The following is a 21,604-nucleotide window of genomic DNA, read 5'->3' on the forward strand; positions in this document are numbered from 1 at the left end:
CGCACGCCGAACCGGGCCGTGGCAACGGTCTTCGTCCCGTTCTCGGGGTGGATTGACCTTCCCGGCGGCGGGTAGCTCCCGCGCATGGCGAGCGTGATCATGGTGAGCGTGGTGCGGCCGGTGTCGCTCCGGCTGGCGGCCCAGTGCCGGGCGCTGTTCGGGCCGGCGATCGAGGCGGTGCAGGGGCGCCGCTACGGCCGGCTGTGGCTGGGCCCGGCCGCCGGCCTGATGGTGACGGTGCTCGGCTTCGCCGCGCGGACGGAGGCCGGGCACGCCTTCATCACCCGCCACGCCGTCACCCACCCCGGCGAAGCGGTGCCCGGCGTCGTCGTCCGGCTGCCGCTGTCGATGTTCGCCCCGGCCGCGCTGCTGCCGTTCTGGTTCGCGGTGCTGCAGGTGCTGATCGTGTTCTCCCTCGCCCAGGCGGTGCTCGGCACCTGGCGTACCGTCGCCGTCGCGATCGCCGGGCACAGCCTCGCGACCCTGTCCGCGCCCCTGTGGCTGGCGGCCGGCCCGCCGGTCGGGCTGGGGTTGCAGGACGCGTGGCTCGCCGACGCGGGGCCGTCCGCGGCGGTGGTGGCGTTGCTGGCGTACGCCGCGGTCCACTGCCGGGTCGGCTGGCTCGCGGCGGCGCTCGTCACCTACCACGCCACCGAGGTCGTGACGGTGGGCGGCCTGCCGTCCCGGGAGCATCTCGTCGGCACGCTCACGGGCGTGGCCCTGGCGCTGGTCGCGGCCGCCCCGGTCGCCCTCCGGACGCCGACGGGCCCGCGGCCGGCCCGGGTGCCCGCCCCGGCGGCCGGGCCCGGCCCGGACCGGCACCAGCGGGCCCGCCGCCGGTGACGAACGCCGACCGGCACCGACGGATGCGCGCCGGACTGGGGTGAGACCGATGACAACGTTGATCGGCGTCCTCGTGCTCGCCGTGCTCTGGATCGCCTGTGCGGTCGCCGCGCTGCGGATGGCGGGGCGGCTCGCCCGGCAGCACGAGCACCGCCTGCGGCATGCGCACCGCGACGCGCTCTGGCCGCGGCCGGGCGCGGACGAACGGCGGGCTCCGGGCGAACGGCGGGCTCCGGACGAACGGCGGGCTCCGGACGAACGGCGGGCTCCGGACGAACGGCGGGCTCCGGACGAACGGCGGGCTCGGGACGAAGGGCGGGCTCGGGACGAACGTCGGGCTCGGGACGAACGGCCGGCCGGCGGGCGAGCAACCGGTTCGAGGCCGCGGGACCGGTGAGTGGTCCACCGCAGGCGGCTGCGCGAGGATCGCCCGGCCCTGGTGCCGGCCCGGTACCTGCCCGGCGGTGACCTGGCCGCCGAGCTCGCCGCGTCCCGGGGAGCGGTGGCCCGCACGCGCGTGGTCCTGGCCGCGGCGGCCCGGCTGCGGCTGGCGCCGCTCTACGTCCTGGTGGTCGTCGCCATCGGGCTCGCGCTCGACCTCGCCGGACCGCGGGCCCGCGCGCGGATCGTCGCGGCGAACTCGACCAACGTCGCGAACCTGGAGCGCCACCGCGTGTGGACGCTGCTCACCAGCGCGTTCGTGTTCGACGGGCGGATCGGGCCGCTGACCGTCCTGCCGCTGCTGCTGCTCACCGGCGCCGCCGAGCTGCTGTGGGGCAGGCGGCGGCTGGCCGAGGTGTTCCTGCTCACCCACGTGATCGCCAGCTGCCTGGTGTACGAGGTGCTGCAGGCCGGTCTGCGCCGCGCGTGGTTCGGGCCGGACGTGGCGAGCGCCGCCGACGTCGGCACCAGCTACGGGCTGCACGCCGTCGCCGCCGCCCTGGCCTGCAGCCTGCCCGTGCGGGCCCGGCGCGTGCTCGTCCCGGCCGTGCTCGCCCTCGTGGTGCTGCCGTTCGCCGACGCCCGCACCTTCACCAGCCTCGGGCATCTGCTGTCCACGCTCATCGGGCTGCTGGCGGGCTGGCAGCTGCGCCACCGGCCCCTCGCCGGGCGGCTGCGGCGGCCCGGCGCGCGGCGGCCCGGCAGGTCGGCCTCCTACGCCTTCGACACGGCCGACCACGCGCTGGACGCCCTGGTCACCGTGCTGCGCCTGCGGGAGCGGCGGCTGATCCGCCTCGACGACGCGGTCGTCGCCTGGTCCGACGCGCCCGGCGACCGGGCCGGCCGCCCGTACCGCCTCCACGAGCTGGAGACCCGCGACCTGGGCGCCCTCGACGGCGCGCTGGCCGGAGCCGCGTGGGGTGTCGTCGTCGGCACGCTCGCCGGGCGCCCGACGCTCGGCCTGGCCGCGGGGGCGATCGTGGCGGCCACGGTGGCGGGCGTGCACGACGCCGGCCTGTCCGACGCGAGCATCGAGCGGGCGATCCGGGCCGTGCCGCCCGGCCGGGCGGTGCTCGTCGTGCTCACCCGCCCGGCGGATCGGCCCCGCCTCACCGCCACGCTCGGCCGCGCGGGCGGGGTGGCGCTCGACCCGGGCCCGGCGAGCGGTGACCCGGCCGGATGACCGGGCCCCGTCACGGCCGGCTCACAGCCGGGTCCGCAGGTCGGTGCTGGCGGCGGCCTCCTCGTAGTCCAGCTGCTGCAGCACGGCGCGCAGCACCTCGTCGTCGAGGCGGCCGAGGTCCCGCTCCCGGATGAGGGCCTGGCGCTGGCGGGCGAGGATCTGCTGGACGAGCTCGTGCGTGGTCGGCCCGGGCCCGCCGGCCTCGCGCAGGTCCTCCAGGTGGTGCGGGGTCGCGGTGAGCACATGGGCCACGCGGTGTTCGATCAGCGCCATGGCGGCCGCCTCGATGCCGTCACCGGACGCGGAGGCCTGCTCCGTGACCTCGTGCGCGGCCCGGCGGGCGACCCGCAGGGCCCGGGCCAGGTCCGCGTTGGCCCGGCGGCGCTCGGCGGCGTCGCTGAGGTGCAGCGCGTGCACCAGCGGCGGCAGCGTGGCGCCCTGCAGCAGGATGGTCAGGAGGGCGACGGACACGGCGGTGGCCTGGATCAGGTTGCGGTCGGCGGTCGGCGCGCCGGTGACCGTGGCGGCGGGGACGGCGGCGGCCGCGGCGAGGGTCACGACACCGCGCATCCCGGACCACGACAGCACCGCGGCGAAGCGCCACGGCAGGCGCCGCCCGGTGATCCGCGTCATGGCGATGATCCACACCGGGCGGGCCAGCACCACGACCAGCAGCACGATGCCGATCGTGGCGGCCAGGAGGCCCGGTCCGACGCCGTTGCCGGTCGCGGCCTGCAGGATGATCGGGACCTGCAGGCCGATGTACGCGAAGACGAAGGCCTCCAGGACCAGATCCGCGGTGCGCCACACCTGCCGGCTCTGCAACCGGGTGGCGAAGGCCGCGTCGGCGCTGTGGTGGCCGATCCAGAATCCGGCGGCGACCACGGCCAGCACCCCCGAGGCGTGCACCTCGGTCGCGGCGAGGAAGGCGACGAACGGCACCACCGCGCCGAGCACCGTCTCCAGCGCCGGATCGTGCAGCCGCGGCCGGACGAGGTGCACGAGTCCGGCCACGCCGAGCCCGATGAGCACCCCCGCCGACATGCTGTAGGCGGCCAGCAGCACGGGCTGATGGATGAACGGCGGGAAGCCGGTGAACGCGGCGACGGCGAGCTGGAAGGCGACCAGCGCCACGGCGTCGTTGACCAGGCTCTCCCCGGTCAGGATCGTCATGATCCGGCCGGGCACGCCGGACCGGCGGCCCAGCGCCACCGCCGCGATCGCGTCGGAGGGGGCCAGGACCGCGCCGAGCACGAGCGCGCCGGCGACGGTCAGCGAGGGCAGCAGCGACCAGGCGACGGCGCCGACGGTGACCGCGGTGAAGACGACCAGGCCGACCCCGAGCGAGGCGATGGGCAACAGGTCGCGGCGGAAACTGACGAACGAGAGCTCCAGCGCGGCCGAGTACAGCAGCGGCGGCAGGACGACCGCCAGGATCAGCTGCGGCGGCAGCTCCATGCGCGGCAGGCCGGGCACGAACGCGACCAGCGCGGCGACCGCGACGACGATCAGCGGGCCCGGCCAGCCACGCCGGTTCGCCATGGCCGAGACGGCCACCGCGCAGACGACGACCGTGAGGAAGCCGATGCCGTTCACGTACCCGCGCTACCCCGGCCGTCCCGGGAGAACCACCGCCGCCCGGCGCCCGGCCGCCGGTCAGACGACGCGGGCGAGCTCCCGCAGGGCGCGGGCGGACGGCGAGCCCGGCGCGGCGGTGATGAACACGACCTGCTGGTCGTCGTCGGGGACCGCCAGCACGTCGCAGTCGACGTGCAGCGGGCCGAGCCGCGGGTGCGTGATGGTCTTCGAGCGGTGGCCCGGCGCCCGCACCGGGTTCAGGTCCCACACGTGGCGGAACTCCTCGCTGGCCCGCAGGTCGGCCAGGAGCGCGGCCAGGTGGGCGTCGTGCGGGTAGCGGTCGGCCGCGGCCCGGAGGCGGCCGACCGCGATGTGCCCGAACTCCTCGGCGGCGCCGCCGTGCACCGGGCCGCCGAGGAACCGCCGGCGGGCCAGGTTCGGCTGGGTGCGCAGATCGGGCAGCAGCGCCGAGGCCAGCGGGTTGTGGGCGATGACGTCGTACGCCGCCGAGGTCACCACCGCCGCCGCGTCCACCCGGTGCAGCAGCTCCGCGACGTAGGGGCGCACCCGGCGCGACGGGCCCGGGGGAGCGGCCGGTGCGGTCCCGGCCAGGCGGAACAGGTGGGAGCGCTCGGCCGGGTCCAGGCGCAGGGCCCCGGTGAGCGCGTCGAGGATGCGCCGCGACGGCTGGGGGCCGCGGGCCTGTTCGAGGCGCGCGTAGTACTCCACCGACATCGACGCCAGCCCCGCGACCTCCTCGCGGCGCAGCCCCGGCGTGCGCCGCCGCGGGCCGGCGGGCAGCCCGACGTCGCCGGGCCGCAGCGCCTCGCGCCGGTCGCGCAGGAACCGTCCGAGCTCCGCCCGCGCCATGGGTGCACCTCCGTTGCCAGGCATCGGTTGTGCCTGGAACGGGGTTGCTCCCCGCGCCAGGCTCGCACCATGCACTTTTCCACGGCTCTGGTGACCGGTGCCAACAAGGGCATCGGCCACCACATCGCGCAGCAGCTCGCCGCGGCCGGGCTGACCGTCTACGTCGGCTCCCGGGACCGGGCCCGCGGGGAGGACGCCGCCGGGCGCATCGGCGGCGGCGCCCGCGCCATCCAGCTCGACGTCACCGACCGCGACAGCATCGCCGCGGCCGCCGCGGCCGTGCCGGAGCTGGACATCCTCGTCAACAACGCGGGCATCATGGTCGACGGGGCCGCCCCGCCCGACGCCACGGTCGAGGCGTTCCGCGCCACCTACGAGACGAACCTGTTCGCCGTCCTCGCGGTCACCAACGCGTTCCTGCCCGCGCTGCGCCGCGCCGCGCATCCGCGGATCGTCAACATCTCCAGCGGCACCGGCTCCCTGCACTGGAGCTCGCCCGGCCCCGACCAGCAGTTCGACAACGCCGGCGGCGGTGCGGCGTACCGCTCCTCGAAGACGGCCCTGAACGCCCTCACGCTCTTCTACGCCCAGGCGCTGCCCGGGTTCCGGATCAACGCCCTGGCCCCGGGCCTGCGCCGCACCGACCTGAACGCGCGCGCCGCCACGGCCGACGGGGACCCCGCGGAGGCGGCCGCGGCGGCGGTACGGCTGGCGATGCTGCCCGACGACGGCCCGACGGGACTGTTCCACCAGTACGACGGGACCATCGCGCCGTGGTAGAGCCGAAATCCGACGAGTTCTGAGCCGAAAGCCCGATCTCCCCCCGCCGGTCGGATCACGATACTGATGAGGCGGATCTCTGGGAGGTGGCGTGCTGGTCAGCGACGTCATGACGGCGTTCCCGGCCTACATCCGGCTGGGTGCCCCCATCCGGCGGGCGGCCGAGGTCATCAGCGTGTCCGAGGTCGGCCAGCTCATGGTCCTCGACCACGACGGCCGGTTCGTGGGCACGCTGTCCGAGGAGGACCTGGTGCGGGCCATGCTGCCCGGGTTCGACGACGTGACCGCGGCCGGCGGCACCCTCGCGGACGCGTTCGCGCTGTTCCTGGAGCGCGGCCGCACCCTCGCCGACCGGGTCGTGGACCCGCTCGTGGCGCGGGACGTGGCGGCGCTGCGGCCCGACGACGAGCTGGCCCGCGCCGCCGTCGTCATGCTGGACCGCGGCCTGCGCCGGCTCCCCGTCGTCGACGACGGGCGGCTCGTCGGCACCCTGTCGCGCGCCGACCTGTGCCGAGCGGTGATCTACCATTCCTGAGCTCCGGCTGCGGCTCACCGACCGGCACACCCGCGACACGACCGAGCGGGTGTGCTCCCTGCCGGCGACCCTCGGCCGCGACAGCGGCACGGCCGCCGTGGTCCTCGACGACCGGGACGTGTCGCGGCGCCACGCGCGGCTGGACCTCGACGGCGACCAGGTCGTGCTCACCGACCTCGGCAGCACCAACGGCACGTTCGTCAACGACGAGCGGGTCACGCGGCGCGTGCTCGCCCCCGGCGACCGGCTGCGCATCGGGCGGTACGAGCTGGCCTGGTCGCTGGTGGCCTCGGACGCCACAGCGCTGATCGATTCCGGTCAGCTGACCGCGCTGCACCCGGTCGGGCGCCCCGCCGTTGCCGCCCGGCGCGTGGTGGAGGCGGCCGAGGCGCACAACCGGCAGGCCGGGCACGAGCTGGACGGGTTCCTGTCCCTCGCGCACGGCTTCCTGCCGGTCGAGCCGCCGCTCACCGCGTTCCCGGAGTCGCACCGGGCCTGGGACGAGATGACCGGGCGGCTGCCGGAGCTGTTCCGGCGGCTCGGGCTGCGCCGGGCCTTCGACGCGCTGCCGGTGCTCGACGCGCGGGCCGAGGCGCTGCCGGACCGGTACCTGCTGCGCGCCTCCACGCTGCTCGGCGTCTTCGCGCACGCGTACCAGTACATGGCCGTCGATCCGCCGGCGGCGCTGCCCGAGTCGCTGCTGCGGCCGTGGACGACGGTCTCGCGGCGGCTGGGCAAGCAGATGCCGGCGGTGTCGTACATCGATTTGTTCTTCTACAACTGGCGCCTGCGGGACCCGGCCGGCCCCCGCGAGCTGGCGAACCTGGACCTGCTCGTGCCCACCTGGGACAACGCCGCCGAGCGGGTCTTCTACCTGGTCACGACCGAGTTCGCGATGGGGCTCACGCCCGTGCTGGGCGCGATGCTGCAGGCGCAGGAGGCCGTGGTCGGCGACGACCCGGCCGGCCTGGAGCGGGCGCTGCTGGTGATCCTCGAGCGGCTGCAGTACGTCACCCAGACCGTCTACCCCCGGATCGACCCGAACCCGCGCGGCCGCCACCCGCTCGACCAGGTGCTGTGGGCCAAGACCGTCGGCACCGCGGGCGTGCCGATCTTCGACGGCGCGCCGAGCCCGAGCGGCACCGCCCAGCCGCAGGTCCACGCCATCGACGCGTTCCTCGAGCGCCGCGACTACGGCTCGCTGGTCGGGCAGCAGAGCACCTACCTGGCCGGGTTCTTCCCGCGGCACTGGCGCGAGCTCGTGGCGGCGCTGCGCGAGGTGTCGGTGCGGCAGTACATCCAGGACACCCGCAACACCACGCTGCGCGGCATCTACAACGCGGTGCTCGACGCCTACGTCGGCGACCGGGGCTGGATGGGGCTGCACCGCATCAAGGCGTACGGCTTCCTGGAGGTCGCGTTCAAGGTCGGACGGCAGGTGACGACCGGCGCGCGGTTCACCGGGCTGTTCAAGGACCGCACCTGGGACAAGGTCGACGGCGAACTGGCGATCGTGCGCGACGAGCGCCGCCCGCCGGTCGGGCCGCCGGTGGTGTTCGCCACCGCGCGCCGCGGCCGCGTGGTGACCGGTGAGTCCGGCGCGTGGACGTGCTACCTGGACCTCGACGTCACCGGGCAGGGGGTGCACCACCAGCCCGGCGACCGCGTCGGCGTGCTCGCCGAGCACGATGACGAGCTCGTCCGCCGTACCGTCGCCGCGCTCCAGGCCACGGGCGACGAGCTCGTCGGGCTCACGCCGCGCTGGCGGGCCGTGGTCGCCTGCCGGCACGGCTTCGGCGATGTCGACGTGCTGCCGCTGCGGACCCTGCTGCGCTTCGCCAAGCTCCGGCCGGTCGGGCGGGCCGTGGCCAAGCGCCTCGCGCGGCTCACGGCGGTCGGCTCCTGGCAGCGGGTGGTCGACGCCCGCATGGAGGACCAGTGGGAGCTGTGGGACGTGCTCAACCTGCTGTACGCGGGCGGGTATGACGTCACCCGGCTGTGGAAGGCCGACCCGGGGGAGCCGGACGCGTTCTGCGACGTGGTGCCGCCCGAGCCGTTCCGCCTGTACTCCATCGCCTCCGCCCCGCCGCCCGGCCGGCCCGCCACCACGCTGGCGCTGGTGGTCAGCGGACTCGAGTACGACTCGGCGCGCACGGCGTGGTCGTACCCCCGCAGACGCCTCGGCACCGCCTCACACTTCCTGCGCCGGGCCGCCGCCGAGGAGCGCCGGCGCATCTCGCTGCAGATCGTGCCCACGCCCCGGTTCCGCCTGCCCGCCGACCCCGCCGTCCCCGTCGTGATGTTCGCGGCCGGCTCCGGCATCGCGCCGTTCCTCGGCTTCGTGGACTCCGGCGAGCGCCACCTCTACCTCGGCATCCGCACGCCCGGCGAGTTCGTCGAGCACGCCGCCCTCGACGCCGCCGCGGCCGCGGGACGGCTCCGGCTCGAGGTCGCGTTCTCCCGCGCCGACGCGTCCGTTGCCTTCGACGGCACGAGCCACACCGTGCGGGCCGGACGACGCCGCCGGGTCGACGACGCGATTCGTCAGGACGCGGCGGTACTGCGTGAGCTGCTGCGCCCCGTCGCCGACGGCGGCCGGGGCGCGCACGTCTTCGTCTGCGGCAGCGCGCCCTTCGCCGCCGCCGTGGTCAAGGCCCTCGCCGAGATCGCACCGGGCGACGGCCGCGAGTTCATGCGGCAGCTGGTCGCGGACGGGCGGCTGGGCGAGGACGTCTTCACGACGTACCTCGGCCACGCCCAGCAGGGTCCGCGCTTCGAGGTCTCCGAGCTCGCGCGGCACAACACGCCCGCGGCCGGCTACTGGATGGCCGTCGGCGGCGCGGTCTTCGACGTCACCGAGTTCGTGCACCTGCACATCGGCGGCCCGCACATCATCCGCAACCACGCCGGGCTCGACGCGACGGCCGCCTACCGCAAGGTGCTGCACCACGCGCACGCCGAGATCGACGCCCAGCTGGCGATGTACCAGATCGGTCACCTGCGCCGCCTGCGCTTCGGCGCCCGCTGGGGCGTCGTGCTGACCGAGTCCGGCCTGCACTCGGTGCCGCTGGAGGAGCTGTTCCGCATCTGGGTCCGCTTCGTGTACCTGCTCGCCGGCATGGAGAACGCGCTGAGCGCCGACTACGGCTTCGCCTCGGCCGAGGCGACGGCCGGCGAGGATCCGCGCGAGCTGACCCCGTTCAAGGCGCAGTACGTCGTCGAGGCCCACCGCCGCTTCCTCGTCAGCTACCTCGACGGCCTGCTGCAGGACGACCTGCGGGGGCTGTGGCAGCACACCGTCGGCTTCTGCGACCCGCACCAGGACGTGCGCGCGTACGACTCCCTGGTGACGGCCGACGCGCTGGTGCTCGGCTCCGTGCCGGTGGTCAAGGACCTGCTGGAGTCCGGCGACGACCACCGCCGCGTGACCGCCCTGTGCCGGCTCTACGCCGAGGCCGACGTGCGGCTGCTGCACGAGCTGAAATCCGCGGTGCTGGAAGGCGTACGCGCCTTCGAGCTCCACGAGTCGGCGGTCATCGAGCGGGCCGGCGGCGAGCTGCTGTCCGCGGTGCGCGCCGCCCTGTCCACCGTCTCGGCGTACTACGAGCGCGTCGCCGCCCAGACCCGCGCCCACGGCGTCACGACGACGGCCCCGGACGCGCCGATCCCGCCCGACAAGGGCATTCCCGGTCACGGCGGCCCGCTGGTGGTAGCGTCCGGCTCGTGAGCGAGACGGAGTTGGCCGAGGTCATGGCCGAACTGGACGCGCTGCAGGACCCGAGGACCCGTGAGGCCAACGTCAAGCGCGGCGACGACCACGGCGTGAACCTGAGCCGCCTGCGCGAGGTCGCGAAGCGCCTGAAGACGCAGCAGGATCTCGCCCGCGAGCTCTGGCGGACCGGCGACACCGCGGCCCGGCTGCTGGCCCTGCTCGTCTGCCGCCCGAAGGCCTTCACCGCGGACGAGCTCGACGCGATGGTCCGCGAGGCGGGCGGCCCGAAGGTGCACGACTGGCTCGTGAACTACGCGGTGAAGAAGAGCCCGCACGCGGAGTCGCTGCGCCGGACCTGGCTCGCGGACGCGGATCCGGTGGTCGCGAGCGCCGGCTGGGCCCTGACGACCGAGCGCGTCTCGAAGGCGCCCGCCCTGCTGGACCTCCCCGCCCTGCTCGACGTGATCGAGTCGGAGATGGCCGAGGCGCCGGAGCGGCTGCAGTGGGCGATGAACCACTGCCTGGCCCAGATCGGCATCGACCACGCCGAGCACCGCGCGCGGGCCATCGCCATCGGCGAGCGGCTCGGGGTGCTCAAGGACTACCCGACGCCGCCGAACTGCACCTCGCCGTACGCGCCCGTCTGGATCGCGGAGATGGTGAGCCGGCGGTCGCCGGCGTAGACCGCCCGCTCGGCACCGGCGGCGGCGCAGCAGGAGCAGCCGGCCGGCGAGCGCCGTGGTGCTCGTGTAAATGTTCGACATTTGCAGTACACTCGCCGCGTGCGTGGTCTGGTGCGGCAGGCGCCGCTCGTGATCCAGGTGACCGAGCGGTTCCGCGAGCTCATTCAGGACGGCAGCTGGCCGCTCGGCGAGAAGATCCCCGGCGAGCACCACCTGGCCGAGGAGCTCGGGGTCAGCCGCGGCACGGTGCGCGAGGCGCTGCGAGCGCTCAGCATCACCGGGCTGCTCGAGCCCCGCGTCGGCGACGGAACCTACGTGCGCGCCACCGACGAGATCACCGGCGTGCTCGTGCGCGACGAGCGCGACGCCGGGCTGACCACCGTGCTCGACGTGCGCGGCGGCCTCGAGGCGGCCGCGGCCCGGATCGCCGCCCGGTGCGCGCGGCCCGCGGCGGTCGACGCGCTCGAGGAAGCCCTTGCGGCCCGGGCCCTGGCGCACGAGCGCCGCGATCGGGCCGGCTACGTCGCCGCCGATGCCGCCTTCCACCGGGGCGTCGTCGTGGCCTCCGGCAACCCGCTGCTGCTGCGGCTCTTCGACGCCGTCGAGGGCGTCATCAACCAGTCCATCGAGGAGACCGCCGTGTTCCCCGAGGATCCCGGCGTGCGCGACGCGCACGCGGCCATCCTCCGGGCGATCCGGGCCGGCGACGCGGACGGCGCCGTGGCCGCGTCCTGGGGATTGATCGACGGCGTGAAGGAGTCCATGTGAACGTCCTGGAGCTGCGCGAGGTGACCTTCCGGCGCGAGGGGAAGGAGATCCTGCACGGCGTCGGCTTCGAGGTCGGCGCGGGGGAGCACTGGGCGATGCTCGGCCCCAACGGCGCCGGCAAGAGCACCGTGCTCGGCTTCTGCGGCGCCGTCACGCACCCGACGACCGGGAGCGTTCACGTGCTCGGCCACGAGATCGGGCGGGTCGAGCTGCAGAAGCTCCGGCGCCGCATCGGTCACGTCAATCCCCGGCACCCGCTGCGCTCGCCGCTCACCGTCGGCGAGGTTGTGCTGACCGGCATCACCGGTACCGTCGAAACGCCGAATCGCTGGGAACCCACCGCCGCCGAGCGGGCCCGCGCGCACGACCTCATCGACCTGCTCGGCCTCGCCGACCGCGTCGGCGACCGCTGGCCGACGCTGTCGCAGGGCGAGCGCGGCCGCACCCTCATCGCCCGGGCCCTCATCGGCGAGCCGCGGCTGCTGCTGCTCGACGAGCCGTCGACCGGCCTGGACGTCGCCGCGCGCGAGCAGTTGCTGGACACGATCGCCATGCTGCCGCGGACGCATCCCGGGCTGACGTCGGTGCTCGTGACGCACCACCTGGAGGAGCTGCCCGAGACCACGACGCACGCGCTGATCCTCGCCGACGGTCGCGTGGTCGCGGCCGGCCCGGCCCCGGACGTGCTGACGAGCGCGAACATCTCGGCGGCGTTCCGCCACGCGATCGAGGTGGAGCACCGCGACGGACGGTGGAGCGCCCGGACCGCGCGCCGCGCCTTCGCGCCGTCCTGAGCCGCCGAACCGGGGGCTCAGGCGGTCGGGCTCTCCCCGGGGTAGTCGCGCACCGCGGAGGCGATGACGACCACGGCGAGTGCTGAGTCGCCGATGCCGTAGTGCCGCAGCGCGGCCTGGTCGAGCTGCTCGACCAGGCCGGACAGCGTGACGAGCTCGGGCACCAGCACCGTCACCGGCGCGTCCGACACGACGAGCTGGCCGGTCGGCGGCAGGTCGGCGTCCTCGACCACGAACGCGTGCGTGCCGTAGACGCGGCTCACCACCGCGGTCACCTCGACGTGGGTGCCCGGCCGTAGCCGCTGCACGGGCCGGGAGGGCGGGGCCGTGGGCGCCGGGGCGGGGTCGTCCTGGCCGCCGCCGGTGCACGCGGACGACATCAGGGCCAGGGCACACCCCGCTACCGCATAGACACGCCTCACTGGGCCAGTGTACCTTTCACTCACGGTCACCCCTATTGAGCTGCGGCAATACGCAACGTCACGCTCTTCTGTCGCCGTCCCGGGTCCGGTTGCCTAGCGTCCGCCTCCAGGAGCGCGCTCCCGCTCAGCGCTCCAACCGAGGCTAGGAGGCAACACCATGAGCAAAGCGCTGCGCGCAGTCGCGGCGGCCGGCCTGTTCGTCGTCGGAGGCCTGGTGGCGGTGATGGGACCCGCATCGCCCGCCGGTGCCGACACCCAGATCTGTGACACGTACGGGTCCACCACGATCGGCGGCCGGTACGTGGTCATGAACAACAACTGGGGCAACAGCGCCACCCAGTGCATCAACGTGACCGGCACCGGCTTCTCGATCTCGCAGATCAACGCGAACAAGCCGACCAACGGCGCGCCGGCCTCGTACCCGGCGATCTACGTGGGCTGTCACTACTCGAACTGCTCGCCCGGCACCAACCTGCCGATGCAGATCAGCGCGATCAGCACCGCCCAGACCAGTATCACGTACAACTTCGTCAGCGGTGCCACCTATGACGCCGCGTACGACATCTGGCTCGACCCGACGCCGAAGACGAACGGCGTCAACGCGACCGAGATCATGATCTGGTTCAACCGGCAGGGCTCGATCCAGCCCGTCGGCAGCCGGGTCGGCACCGCCACGGTCGCGGGCCGGTCGTGGGAGGTCTGGCAGGGCAACAACGGCGGCAACGACGTGGTCTCCTACGTCTCCCCGTCGGCGATGAACAGCTGGAGCTTCGACGTCAAGAACTTCATCGCCGACGTCATCTCCCGCGGCAAGGCCACCAACTCGTGGTACCTGACCAGCATCCAGGCCGGCTTCGAGCCCTGGATCGGCGGCCAGGGCCTCGCCGTCACCGCGTTCTCCGCGTCGATCAACGGCGGCGGAGGCGGCGGTGGGGGCGGCGGCGGTGGCGGCGGCGGCACGGCCGGCTGCACCGCGACCTACCGGACCATCAACAGCTGGCAGGGCGGCTTCCAGGGCGAGGTGACCGTGCGCAACTCGGGCACGGCCGCGATCTCGGGCTGGAGCACCACCTGGTCCGGCGGCAGCGCCACGATCCAGTCGCTGTGGAACGGGCGGGTCACCTCGACCTCGCCGGTGACCGTGCGCAACGAGACGTACAACGGCTCCCTGGGCGCGAGCGCCTCGACCACGTACGGCTTCACCGCGAACGGCACCGCGCCGTCGTCGGTGAGCTGCACCACCGCGTAACCCACACCCCGGAAACGGTGCCGGCTCCGCTCCCGCGGCGGGGCCGGCACCGCCGCGAACACCGGGGGCGGCCGCCGGGCCGCCACTGCCCAGGGGCTGCCGACGCGCCGGGCGGGCTCGGTGGGCTGCCGACGCGCGGGGCGGGCCCGGTGGGCTGCCGACGCGCCGGGCGGGCCCGGTGGAGTGCCGCCGCGCCGCGACGGGTTCAGCCGGTCGCGGTGCCCACGAGCTGCCCGATGCCGAAGGTGACCGCCATCGCCAGGGCGCCGCCGACCACGAGCCGGGCGACCGCGCGGCCGACCCCGGCCGAGCCCAGGCGCGCGCTCACCGCCCCGGTCGCCGCGAGCGCCAGGACCACGGCCACGACGGTGACCGGGACGCGGGTCCCGGCCGGCGGCAGGAGCATGGCCAGCAGCGGCAGCAGCGCACCGGCGGTGAACGAGACCGCCGACGCCGCGGCCGCCTGCCACGGGCTGGTCAGCGCCTCCGGGTCGATGTGCAGCTCGGCCTCGGCGTGGGCGGCGAAGGCGTCGTTCGCGGTGAGCTCCTGGGCCACCAGCCGGGCCGTCGACTCGGTGAGGCCCTTCGCGCGGTAGAGCGCGGTGAGCTCCTCGAACTCCTCCTCGGGGTATTGCTCGAGCTCACGCCGCTCGGTGGCGAGCAGTGAGCGCTCGCTGTCGCGCTGCGTGCTCACCGACACGTATTCGCCGAGCGCCATCGACACGGCGCCCGCCACGAGCCCGGCCGTCCCCGCGGTGAGGATCGCCACGCTGGAGGTGGTGGCGCCCGCCACCCCCACGACCAGGGCCGCGGTCGACACGATGCCGTCGTTGGCCCCGAGCACCCCGGCGCGCAGCCAGTTCAACCGTCCCGACGCCCCGGCGGTGTGCAGCTCGCCGGGGTGCACGGCCGCGACGATCGCCGCCGGCATGGTCTTCTCGCTCATCGTTGATCACCCACCCGTCAACGACGGTACGACCCCGAATCCGTGCGCCGCAACGAAGGCAAGCCTGTGCTTGCCTCGGGTGGAGCCCGCGGCGTCCACTGTGGATGATCGCCCGGGCCGGCGGCGGGCGTCAGCCCTCGGTGACGATGCCGGCGGCGGGCCGGCGGGGGCTCGGGGGAGGCCCGGAGGCCGGCGGGACCCCCACGCGCAACACCAGCTGGGGCTGCTCCCGGGTCGGCAGCAGCGTCCGGACCAGCACCCGAGCGCCGGGTATCTCCACCACCTCGCTCATCGGCGACGCCCCGAGACCCTCGGTCGTCGCCGTCAGCCAGGCCGCGCTGGTGGCCTCGCCCGCGCCCAGCCAGTCCGCCGGCTCGTCACCGCTCGTCGCGACGACCAGGTACTCGGCGCCGGCGTCGTCGCCGGACCCGGGCGGCAGCTCGGCCTCCGCGCCGAGACCGAAGTCACGCATCGGCACCGGCCGGGGCACGGCGGGCACCACCGTGGCGGGCGGCACGCCGTCGGTGGCGTTGTCGCGGTGGGTCCACTGCCGCAGCTCCGCCGCCGCGAGGGTGTCGTGGGCGGTGATCGTGTGGGCGCCCTGCGCGGCGTACCGCAGATATTCGACGTCGGGGGAGTCGAGCACGTACAGGTGCGCGCGTTCGGCCTCGGCGGCCGCCCGCATCCGGGTGAGGGCCTCGGCCGGGACCCGTGCGTCGGCCGGGAAGGGGCGCCGCTCGGTGCGGCGCCGGCGCATGCTGTCGTAGGCCGCGAGGCTCTCGCTCGTCGGCGGCCGCGCCGCGCCGGCGACGATGCGGGCCAGCAGAGTCGGCCGCCCGGGATCGGGCATCCGGTCGACGACCGGCTCGTGACCGGCGGCGGACAGCGCCACGCGCGCGTGGTGCAGCGCGGCGCCACAGCTGATGATCATCAAGCGCCCGTGCGGGTCGATGTGCGGCAGTTGGCGGGCGGGATCGGCATGCAGTTCGAGCGCACTGCCGCCGGTCCGCCAGCGCCACGGCTGAGAGTTCAGGATCGACGGGGCGAGCCGTGCGTCCCGCGCCGCCCGGAGCAGGGCCGTGTGCATCGCGCTCCTCCTTCGGCTCCAGGTGTCCGTGGCGCAACGGCTGCCCGATTCCACCGGATCGATGTGCCGAGCCGGTGGAAATCACCCGCGGCCACCCCGTCTCACCGCAGCGACTTGGGCACCTCGAGCGGATGCTCGATCGCGTCCTGCGCCGCGAGCGCCGCCATGGCGTCGTGGTAGCCGCCGCGGTCGAGCTCGCCGGCGATGCGGCGCCGCACCACGCCGTTCTCCTCCCGTCCACGCCGCCGCTCGCCGGTGGCCGCGAGCCACGTAGCGGGATGCAGGCGCTCGCGGACCGTGCCGCCGTGGCGGACCGTGGCGGCGTGCAAGGCGATCAGCGCGGCGTAGACGCAGGCGATCAGCGCACCCACGATCATCGTGGTCGCCATCCGAATCACCCCCTGGCAATTCGACACTATCCATCGCCGACGGTGACAGTCAGGGCCGAACGTCCCGTCGGCGACGTGCCGGCCCTCCTCGGGAATCCGTCGGGATCCTCGTCGCTCACCCGCGCCGTTCGGAGGCGCCCTCGGCCTCGATCCGGGCATCCGGCCCGGGAAAGACGAGTGCCTCATGGCCGGTGTCGAGCCAGCGGACGACGTACGGAGGCGTGCCGTCGTCGCGTCGCACTTCGGTGATCACGCCGATGCGGCGGTGGTCGCCCACCCGCGTGCCCTCTTCGATCAGTCTGTCGCCCATTTTCGCCTTCACGACCGCGCCCCCCGAGGTTGATCGGACTGGTTCCGGTGACGCGGATTGCTTCCCCCGATGCCGTGGTTCATGCATGCGCGCCGAGACTCGGCGCAGAACGGGCCGGCCCGGACGGTGACATCACGATTTCGCGGGTAGCCGGCAGTGGTGACGAGCGCCGCCGAGATCATGACCGCGCCGGCCTGGACGATCGGCTGCGACGCCGCGCTGGACGATGCCGTGGCCCTGCTGGAGCGATTGTCCGTCACGACGGTGCCGGTGGTCGACGAGCGGCAGGCGCTGGTCGGGCTCATCAGCGACATGGACCTGCTCCGGGAGCGCACGGGCGGCCTGCGCGCGGTGGCGCGTGGCCGCGCTCCGGACGTCGCTCGGCCCGGTGCGTGCCGCCGGGTGGCCGAGGTGATGTCGGGCCTGCCCCGGGTGGCCGGGCTCGACACGACGGTCGCGGAAATCGCCGCGATCATGCTGCGGCAGGGCCTGCGCACGGTGCCCGTCGTCGCCGGCGACCGGGTGGTGGGCGTTGTGAGCCGCGGCGACGTGCTCGCCACCATGCGGCCGGGCGCCGCGGACCGGCCCGCCTGAGCGCGGGGCCCGCATCGCCGCCCGATTCGGGACCTTCGGCCTTGCACGGCCGGACCCGCCCGGCAAAGCTGGAACCGGGACCAGATCAGGGCTCGGCCCGGGATTGGAGATGAGTCCTATGCGCACCGCACGGCAGATTCTGGCGGACGCGCGGACGATCGCGATCGTCGGAGCATCGCGCGACCCCCTCAAAGCGGCGTACTGGGTGCCGAAGATGCTGCAGGAGCAGGGCTGGCGGATCATTCCGATCAACCCGGACGCCGATCGGATCCTCGGGGAGCACGTCTACCGGCGGCTGGCCGATGTCCCGTGGCGCATCGACGTCGTGAACGTGTTCCGGCCGGCCGCCGAGGCGCCCCAGATCGTGCGCGAGGCGGCGGAGTTCGGGGCCCCGGCGGTGTGGCTGCAGCTCGGCATCGCGAGCCCGGAGGCGCGCCGGATCGCCGAGGCGGCCGGGTTGGAGTACGTCGAGGACACCTGCATCGGCATGGAGCGCACGCTGGCGCAGATGGTCGTCGGCGGCATCACCCCGGCGTGCCGCGTCTACCACGGCATCGACCCCGAGCCCGCGCCCTTCCCGCCGGCCCGGCCCGGTGTGCACGGCGAGATCGCCCAGACACTGCTGCGGCGCCGCGCCGGGCACCGCAACGACCACCGCAACGGCCACCGCCGGGCCTGGCAGCGGCAGGTGCGCTGGCGCACGCATCCGGCCCACAACGCCGACCGGCGCGAGGCGTCCCGCGGTGGGTGAGGAGCCGCCATCCGGCGAATCACACCCGTCGCACCGCGCGTCGCGCACGCATCCGGCCCACAACGCGGACCGGCGCGAGGCGTCCCGCGGCGGGTGAGGAGCCGCCATCCGGCGAAATCACACCCGTCGCACCGCGCGTCGCGGGTGTCGTGGCGGCGGGGGTGGGCAGGCACGGCCAAATGACACTGAACGAACAGCAATCTGCCGACGCGCTCGCCGGCGTGGCGCACTACGAGCTCCCGGAGCTCGGCCCGACGGGATTTGTCACCCTGCGGAGGGAACGCCACCGCATCGATCCCTCCGAGTGGGAGTCGCTGACGTACCTGGACTGGAAGTCGGGCGGCGACACCAACTTCGCCGTGCTCGCCTCGGCCATGGGCGACGACGACCCGCGGGGATTCTGGGAGCACGGCCGGCCGGACAAGGACGGCAAGTGGACCGCGAACGCCCTGCGCACGCCGTCGCTGTGCGACTGGGTGACGTCCGTCGGCGCCCGCTTCGGCCGGGTCCGCGTCATCAAGCTCTGGCCCTCGCTCGACGAGGAGACGGTGGTGCAGCGGCACATGCACCTGGACGACAACAACCGGCTGAACCCGCCGGGCGAGGGCCGGGTGGTGCGCGCCTGGCTGAACCTGACGGACGACCCGGACAGCTACATGCTGCTGCGCGAGAACCGCGACGACCCGGCCACGGAGTACCGCATCCCGCTGCCGCGCGGGGCCCAGTTCGTGGTCGACACCGAGCGGCTCTGGCACGCGGTGTTCCACCCCGGCCCGGAGCCGCGGTACGCGATGATCGCCAGTCTCGAGTCGGGACCGGCCCTGCAGGAGTGGATCGAGGCGCGCCGGCCCACCCGGGTCGCCGCCCAGTCCGCGTCCCCGGACGGCGAGATCCGGACGGAGACTGAGGCCGGGGCGGTCCAGTAGCGGCCGACCCGTGCACGGTCCGGCGGCGCTACCGCATGGCGGCGCCGGACCGTCCTCCGCGCCGGCTGGACACCTGCGCGGTGATGTAGACGCCGACGATGGCGAACAGCAGCTGGATGCCGTGGCGGATCCAGTCGACACCGTTGGTCCGGCCCACGCCGATCCAGGTCGCGACCAGGCTGCCCAGGAAGGCGGCGAGGATGCCGACCACCACGGTGGCCAGGACCGAGATGTTCTGCCGCCCGGGCAGGATCAGCCGGGCCAGCACACCGAGCACGATGCCGCCGATGACCGCCCACAGGATCGTCCCGATCATCTCGACCTCCTCAGAGGGCGCGCCGGACGGGTGCGCCCGTCGTACCCCAAGCTACCCCCGCGCCCACGTGTTGCTCCCACACCGGACGCGCCGATGTGAGATCGGGTGACCGCAAAGGCCATCCGCGAACTCACACCGCACACAGCCCCGCGTCAGGCCGGTCGCTCGTAGCATCGGCTCGTTCCACAAACCTTCCCGCCGAAGCGATCCCACGCTGACCGGCGTTGGTCTCGTGCGCCCATGTTCCGCCGCACGGCCATTGCGAACCGGAGATTTCATGGCTCTGCTCAAACTGCTCACCGCCGCCGCCGTCGGCACGCTCCTCGTCGCCGGCACCGCATCATCGGCCACCGCCGCGCCCACCCCCCGCAGCCCGGCCAAGGCCGGTCACGACCACGCCCTCGTCCTCGGCGACCCGGGTCCCCGCAAGCCCGCGAAGCCCGGTGCGCCGCTGCCCAGCGTGAAGGGATCGGTGCCCCTCAAGCGGGACCTCTCGGTGCGTCCGGACCGCCGGGCGCCCTCGAGCGGGGCGACGACGCTCGCCGCGCCGGCCGCGGCCAAGGTCGGCCTGCGGGCGCTGGTCCTCGGGGTCGACGCCGGCGACTGGGGCGTCGACACCTGGCGCTCGACGCTGGACCGCGTCGGGGCCGCCTACGACGTGCTGCTCACCAAGGACCAGCCGCTGACGGCGGCGTCGCTGCTGCGCTCCGACGGGGCCGGGAAGTACAACGCCATCCTGCTCACGAGCAGCTCGCTGCTGTACAACAGCGGCGGCTCGTACATCAGCGGTCTCGACGGCACCGAGTGGAACACCCTGTGGGCCTACGAGCGCGACTACGCGGTGCGCCAGGCCGCCCTCTACACCAGCTACGGCACCTTCCCCGAGGACTACTGCCTGTCCTCGTCGAGCGAGACCTCCGTCGGCGACACCGCGCTGCCCGCCTCGCTGACCACGGCCGGCGCCGGGGTGTTCGACACGCTGAAGACGACCGCCAAGGTGCCGATCGTGCAGTCGTACGTGTACCGCACCCGCGTCACCGCGGGCTGTGCCGCGGACCCGGTGCTCGTCAACGGCGCCGACATCCTCGGCGTGCGCAGCACCTCCACGGACGGCCGGGAGCGTCTCGCCCTCACCTTCACCTCCAACCAGTACCTCACCCAGTCCTTCCTGCTGACCTACGGGATGCTGCGCTGGGCCAGCCGGGGGCTGTTCCTCGGCGAGCAGCGGCACTTCCTCGACGTCGACGTCGACGACTGGTTCAACACCGCCGACCACTACTACCCGGACGGGCACGTCGAATCCGACCCGGGCTTCGCGATGTCCGGCCACGAGGCGTACAACGCCTACCAGCGTCAGACGGCCCTGCGCACCGCCTACCCGCTCGCCTCGGGCCTCACCCTGAACCTCGCCTACAACGGCGGCGACGCGAACCTCAACGCCGGATCGACGTGCAGCCCGAACGGCGGCGTCAGCACGCTGACCGCCACGACCCGGTGCCTGGCCACGAAGTTCCGCTGGCTCAACCACACGCTGACCCACCCGGAGCTCAACTTCACGGACTACGCCACCAGCAGCAACGAGATCTCCGCCAACCGCACCGTCGCCACCCGCCTCGGCCTGTCGCAGCCGGACGCGATCCTCAAGACCGGGGAGTACTCGGGCCTCGGCGTCTACAACGACGACCCGAACGACGACGTCGACCCGCCGACCGACCACGGGCTCGCCGCCTCCAACCCGCAGTTCCTCGCCGCGGCGAAGGACCTCGGCGTGCGCTACGTCCACGGCAACATGTCCTTCCCGAGCCACGTGCCGGACTGCTTCAACTGCGGCAAGGTGCACCCGCTGGAGCCCAGCATCACCGTGGTGCCGGACTGGCCGACGAACATCGCGTACCACACCACCACGCCGGCCGAGCAGACCGCCTTCTACAACTCGTTCTACGGGCCGTCGGGCCGGTTCCCGTTCTGGCCGACCAACCTGACCTACGCGCAGATGCTCGACGCCGAGGCGAACGTCGCGCTGACGCACCTGGCCACCGGGTCGCTCTACACCCACACCTTCCACATCGCCAACCTGCACGACTACGGGTCCGGCCGCACGCTGCTGACCGACTGGCTGGAGCAGGTCCTGGCCAAGTACAGCGCCTACTACACCGTGCCGTTGCTCAGCCCGGACTGGCCGACGCTGGCGGCGTACGCGACCCAGCGCACCGCGCACTTCGCGGAGCTGCGCGGCGGCGTCGACGCCGTCTACGACCCGGCGGCCCACACGATCACGGTCTCCGGCCCGCTCGCCGGATCGGTGACGGTCAGCGGCGCGTCCGGGACCGGCTCGACGACGTACGGCCCGGAGGTGTCCGCCCGGCTGACGCTCGCCTCCGCGACCGCGGTGACCGTCACGGCGAGCCCGCGCTCATGAGGGTCGCG

General features: G+C 74.2%; 20 protein-coding genes and 2 pseudogenes. 14 read left to right on the forward strand and 8 right to left on the reverse strand.

The window, feature by feature from the left end; genetic code table 11:
• Positions 1-84: 84 nt before the first annotated feature.
• Positions 85-843 carry a hypothetical protein gene (locus ACQP1P_RS20000; RefSeq protein ID WP_433088215.1) on the forward strand — a complete coding sequence of 253 codons (759 nt, stop codon included), beginning with the start codon at positions 85-87 and terminating at the stop codon, positions 841-843.
• Positions 844-1,240: 397 nt separating this feature from the next.
• Positions 1,241-2,467 (forward strand): rhomboid-like protein, encoded by a 1,227-nt coding sequence (locus tag ACQP1P_RS20005; RefSeq protein WP_433088217.1) that lies wholly within the window; start codon positions 1,241-1,243, stop codon positions 2,465-2,467.
• Positions 2,468-2,488: 21 nt separating this feature from the next.
• On the opposite strand, the gene ACQP1P_RS20010 is transcribed toward ACQP1P_RS20005, so the two are convergent.
• Complete coding sequence (locus tag ACQP1P_RS20010) at positions 2,489-4,063, reverse strand: cation:proton antiporter (RefSeq protein WP_433088219.1); 1,575 nt, start codon at positions 4,061-4,063, stop codon at positions 2,489-2,491.
• 60 nt (positions 4,064-4,123) lie between these two features.
• The gene (locus ACQP1P_RS20015) at positions 4,124-4,915 is read right to left on the reverse strand and encodes a helix-turn-helix transcriptional regulator (RefSeq protein ID WP_433088221.1); all 792 of its coding nucleotides are present in this window, start codon (positions 4,913-4,915) and stop codon (positions 4,124-4,126) included.
• A gap of 69 nt (positions 4,916-4,984) precedes the next feature.
• On the opposite strand from ACQP1P_RS20015, the gene ACQP1P_RS20020 reads away from it, so the two are divergent.
• The 7 genes and pseudogenes from ACQP1P_RS20020 to ACQP1P_RS20050 all read left to right on the forward strand — a co-directional run bounded on the left by ACQP1P_RS20020 (position 4,985) and on the right by ACQP1P_RS20050 (position 12,187).
• Positions 4,985-5,695 (forward strand): SDR family NAD(P)-dependent oxidoreductase, encoded by a 711-nt coding sequence (locus tag ACQP1P_RS20020; RefSeq protein ID WP_433088223.1) that lies wholly within the window; start codon positions 4,985-4,987, stop codon positions 5,693-5,695.
• A 91-nt stretch (positions 5,696-5,786) separates the two neighbouring features.
• The gene (locus ACQP1P_RS20025) at positions 5,787-6,230 is read left to right on the forward strand and encodes a CBS domain-containing protein (RefSeq protein WP_433088225.1); all 444 of its coding nucleotides are present in this window, start codon (positions 5,787-5,789) and stop codon (positions 6,228-6,230) included.
• A 103-nt stretch (positions 6,231-6,333) separates the two neighbouring features.
• Positions 6,334-6,507 (forward strand): annotated as a pseudogene (locus tag ACQP1P_RS20030) (FHA domain-containing protein); the annotation flags it as partial.
• A 96-nt stretch (positions 6,508-6,603) separates the two neighbouring features.
• Complete coding sequence (locus tag ACQP1P_RS20035; protein ID WP_433090058.1) at positions 6,604-9,957, forward strand: cytochrome b5 domain-containing protein; 3,354 nt, start codon at positions 6,604-6,606, stop codon at positions 9,955-9,957.
• Positions 9,954-10,625 (forward strand): DNA alkylation repair protein, encoded by a 672-nt coding sequence (locus ACQP1P_RS20040; RefSeq protein ID WP_433088227.1) that lies wholly within the window; start codon positions 9,954-9,956, stop codon positions 10,623-10,625. The genes ACQP1P_RS20035 and ACQP1P_RS20040 overlap by 4 nt, the downstream gene beginning before the upstream one ends.
• 99 nt (positions 10,626-10,724) lie before the next feature.
• Positions 10,725-11,393 (forward strand): FadR/GntR family transcriptional regulator, encoded by a 669-nt coding sequence (locus tag ACQP1P_RS20045; RefSeq protein WP_433088229.1) that lies wholly within the window; start codon positions 10,725-10,727, stop codon positions 11,391-11,393.
• Complete coding sequence (locus ACQP1P_RS20050) at positions 11,390-12,187, forward strand: ABC transporter ATP-binding protein (protein ID WP_433088231.1); 798 nt, start codon at positions 11,390-11,392, stop codon at positions 12,185-12,187. The genes ACQP1P_RS20045 and ACQP1P_RS20050 overlap by 4 nt, the downstream gene beginning before the upstream one ends.
• A gap of 17 nt (positions 12,188-12,204) precedes the next feature.
• Here ACQP1P_RS20050 and ACQP1P_RS20055 read toward each other — a convergent pair whose 3' ends face one another.
• Positions 12,205-12,609, reverse strand: coding sequence for a hypothetical protein (locus ACQP1P_RS20055; RefSeq protein WP_433088233.1), 405 nt, complete (start codon positions 12,607-12,609; stop codon positions 12,205-12,207).
• A 157-nt stretch (positions 12,610-12,766) separates the two neighbouring features.
• Between ACQP1P_RS20055 and ACQP1P_RS20060 the strand changes: the two genes are divergently transcribed.
• Positions 12,767-13,858 carry a GH12 family glycosyl hydrolase domain-containing protein gene (locus tag ACQP1P_RS20060; protein ID WP_433088235.1) on the forward strand — a complete coding sequence of 364 codons (1,092 nt, stop codon included), beginning with the start codon at positions 12,767-12,769 and terminating at the stop codon, positions 13,856-13,858.
• Positions 13,859-14,063: 205 nt separating this feature from the next.
• Here the strand turns inward: ACQP1P_RS20060 and ACQP1P_RS20065 are convergent, their stop codons facing one another.
• The 4 genes from ACQP1P_RS20065 to ACQP1P_RS20080 all read right to left on the reverse strand — a co-directional run bounded on the left by ACQP1P_RS20065 (position 14,064) and on the right by ACQP1P_RS20080 (position 16,590).
• Complete coding sequence (locus ACQP1P_RS20065; RefSeq protein ID WP_433088237.1) at positions 14,064-14,804, reverse strand: VIT1/CCC1 transporter family protein; 741 nt, start codon at positions 14,802-14,804, stop codon at positions 14,064-14,066.
• 130 nt (positions 14,805-14,934) lie between these two features.
• A complete protein-coding gene (locus ACQP1P_RS20070) occupies positions 14,935-15,891 on the reverse strand; it encodes an Acg family FMN-binding oxidoreductase (protein ID WP_433088238.1) in 957 nt (318 codons plus the stop codon).
• Positions 15,892-15,992: 101 nt separating this feature from the next.
• Complete coding sequence (locus ACQP1P_RS20075; protein ID WP_433088240.1) at positions 15,993-16,280, reverse strand: hypothetical protein; 288 nt, start codon at positions 16,278-16,280, stop codon at positions 15,993-15,995.
• A gap of 115 nt (positions 16,281-16,395) precedes the next feature.
• Positions 16,396-16,590 (reverse strand): DUF1918 domain-containing protein, encoded by a 195-nt coding sequence (locus ACQP1P_RS20080; RefSeq protein WP_433088242.1) that lies wholly within the window; start codon positions 16,588-16,590, stop codon positions 16,396-16,398.
• 159 nt (positions 16,591-16,749) lie between these two features.
• Here ACQP1P_RS20080 and ACQP1P_RS20085 point away from each other — a divergent pair, with 159 nt between their 5' ends.
• From ACQP1P_RS20085 to ACQP1P_RS20095, 3 genes and pseudogenes are all read left to right on the forward strand, one after another.
• On the forward strand, positions 16,750-17,184 hold the full coding sequence (locus ACQP1P_RS20085; RefSeq protein ID WP_433088244.1) for a CBS domain-containing protein: 435 nt from the start codon (positions 16,750-16,752) through the stop codon (positions 17,182-17,184).
• 118 nt (positions 17,185-17,302) lie between these two features.
• Positions 17,303-17,689 (forward strand): annotated as a pseudogene (locus tag ACQP1P_RS20090) (CoA-binding protein); the annotation flags it as partial.
• Positions 17,690-18,114: 425 nt separating this feature from the next.
• Positions 18,115-18,861 (forward strand): hypothetical protein, encoded by a 747-nt coding sequence (locus tag ACQP1P_RS20095; RefSeq protein ID WP_433088246.1) that lies wholly within the window; start codon positions 18,115-18,117, stop codon positions 18,859-18,861.
• A gap of 28 nt (positions 18,862-18,889) precedes the next feature.
• Here ACQP1P_RS20095 and ACQP1P_RS20100 read toward each other — a convergent pair whose 3' ends face one another.
• The gene (locus ACQP1P_RS20100; RefSeq protein WP_433088248.1) at positions 18,890-19,177 is read right to left on the reverse strand and encodes a GlsB/YeaQ/YmgE family stress response membrane protein; all 288 of its coding nucleotides are present in this window, start codon (positions 19,175-19,177) and stop codon (positions 18,890-18,892) included.
• 277 nt (positions 19,178-19,454) lie between these two features.
• Between ACQP1P_RS20100 and ACQP1P_RS20105 the strand changes: the two genes are divergently transcribed.
• The gene (locus tag ACQP1P_RS20105; RefSeq protein ID WP_433088250.1) at positions 19,455-21,596 is read left to right on the forward strand and encodes a hypothetical protein; all 2,142 of its coding nucleotides are present in this window, start codon (positions 19,455-19,457) and stop codon (positions 21,594-21,596) included.
• Positions 21,597-21,604 lie beyond the last annotated feature (8 nt).

The organism is Dactylosporangium sp. CA-052675, assembly GCF_050947935.1.
Lineage (GTDB): Bacteria > Actinomycetota > Actinomycetes > Mycobacteriales > Micromonosporaceae > Dactylosporangium.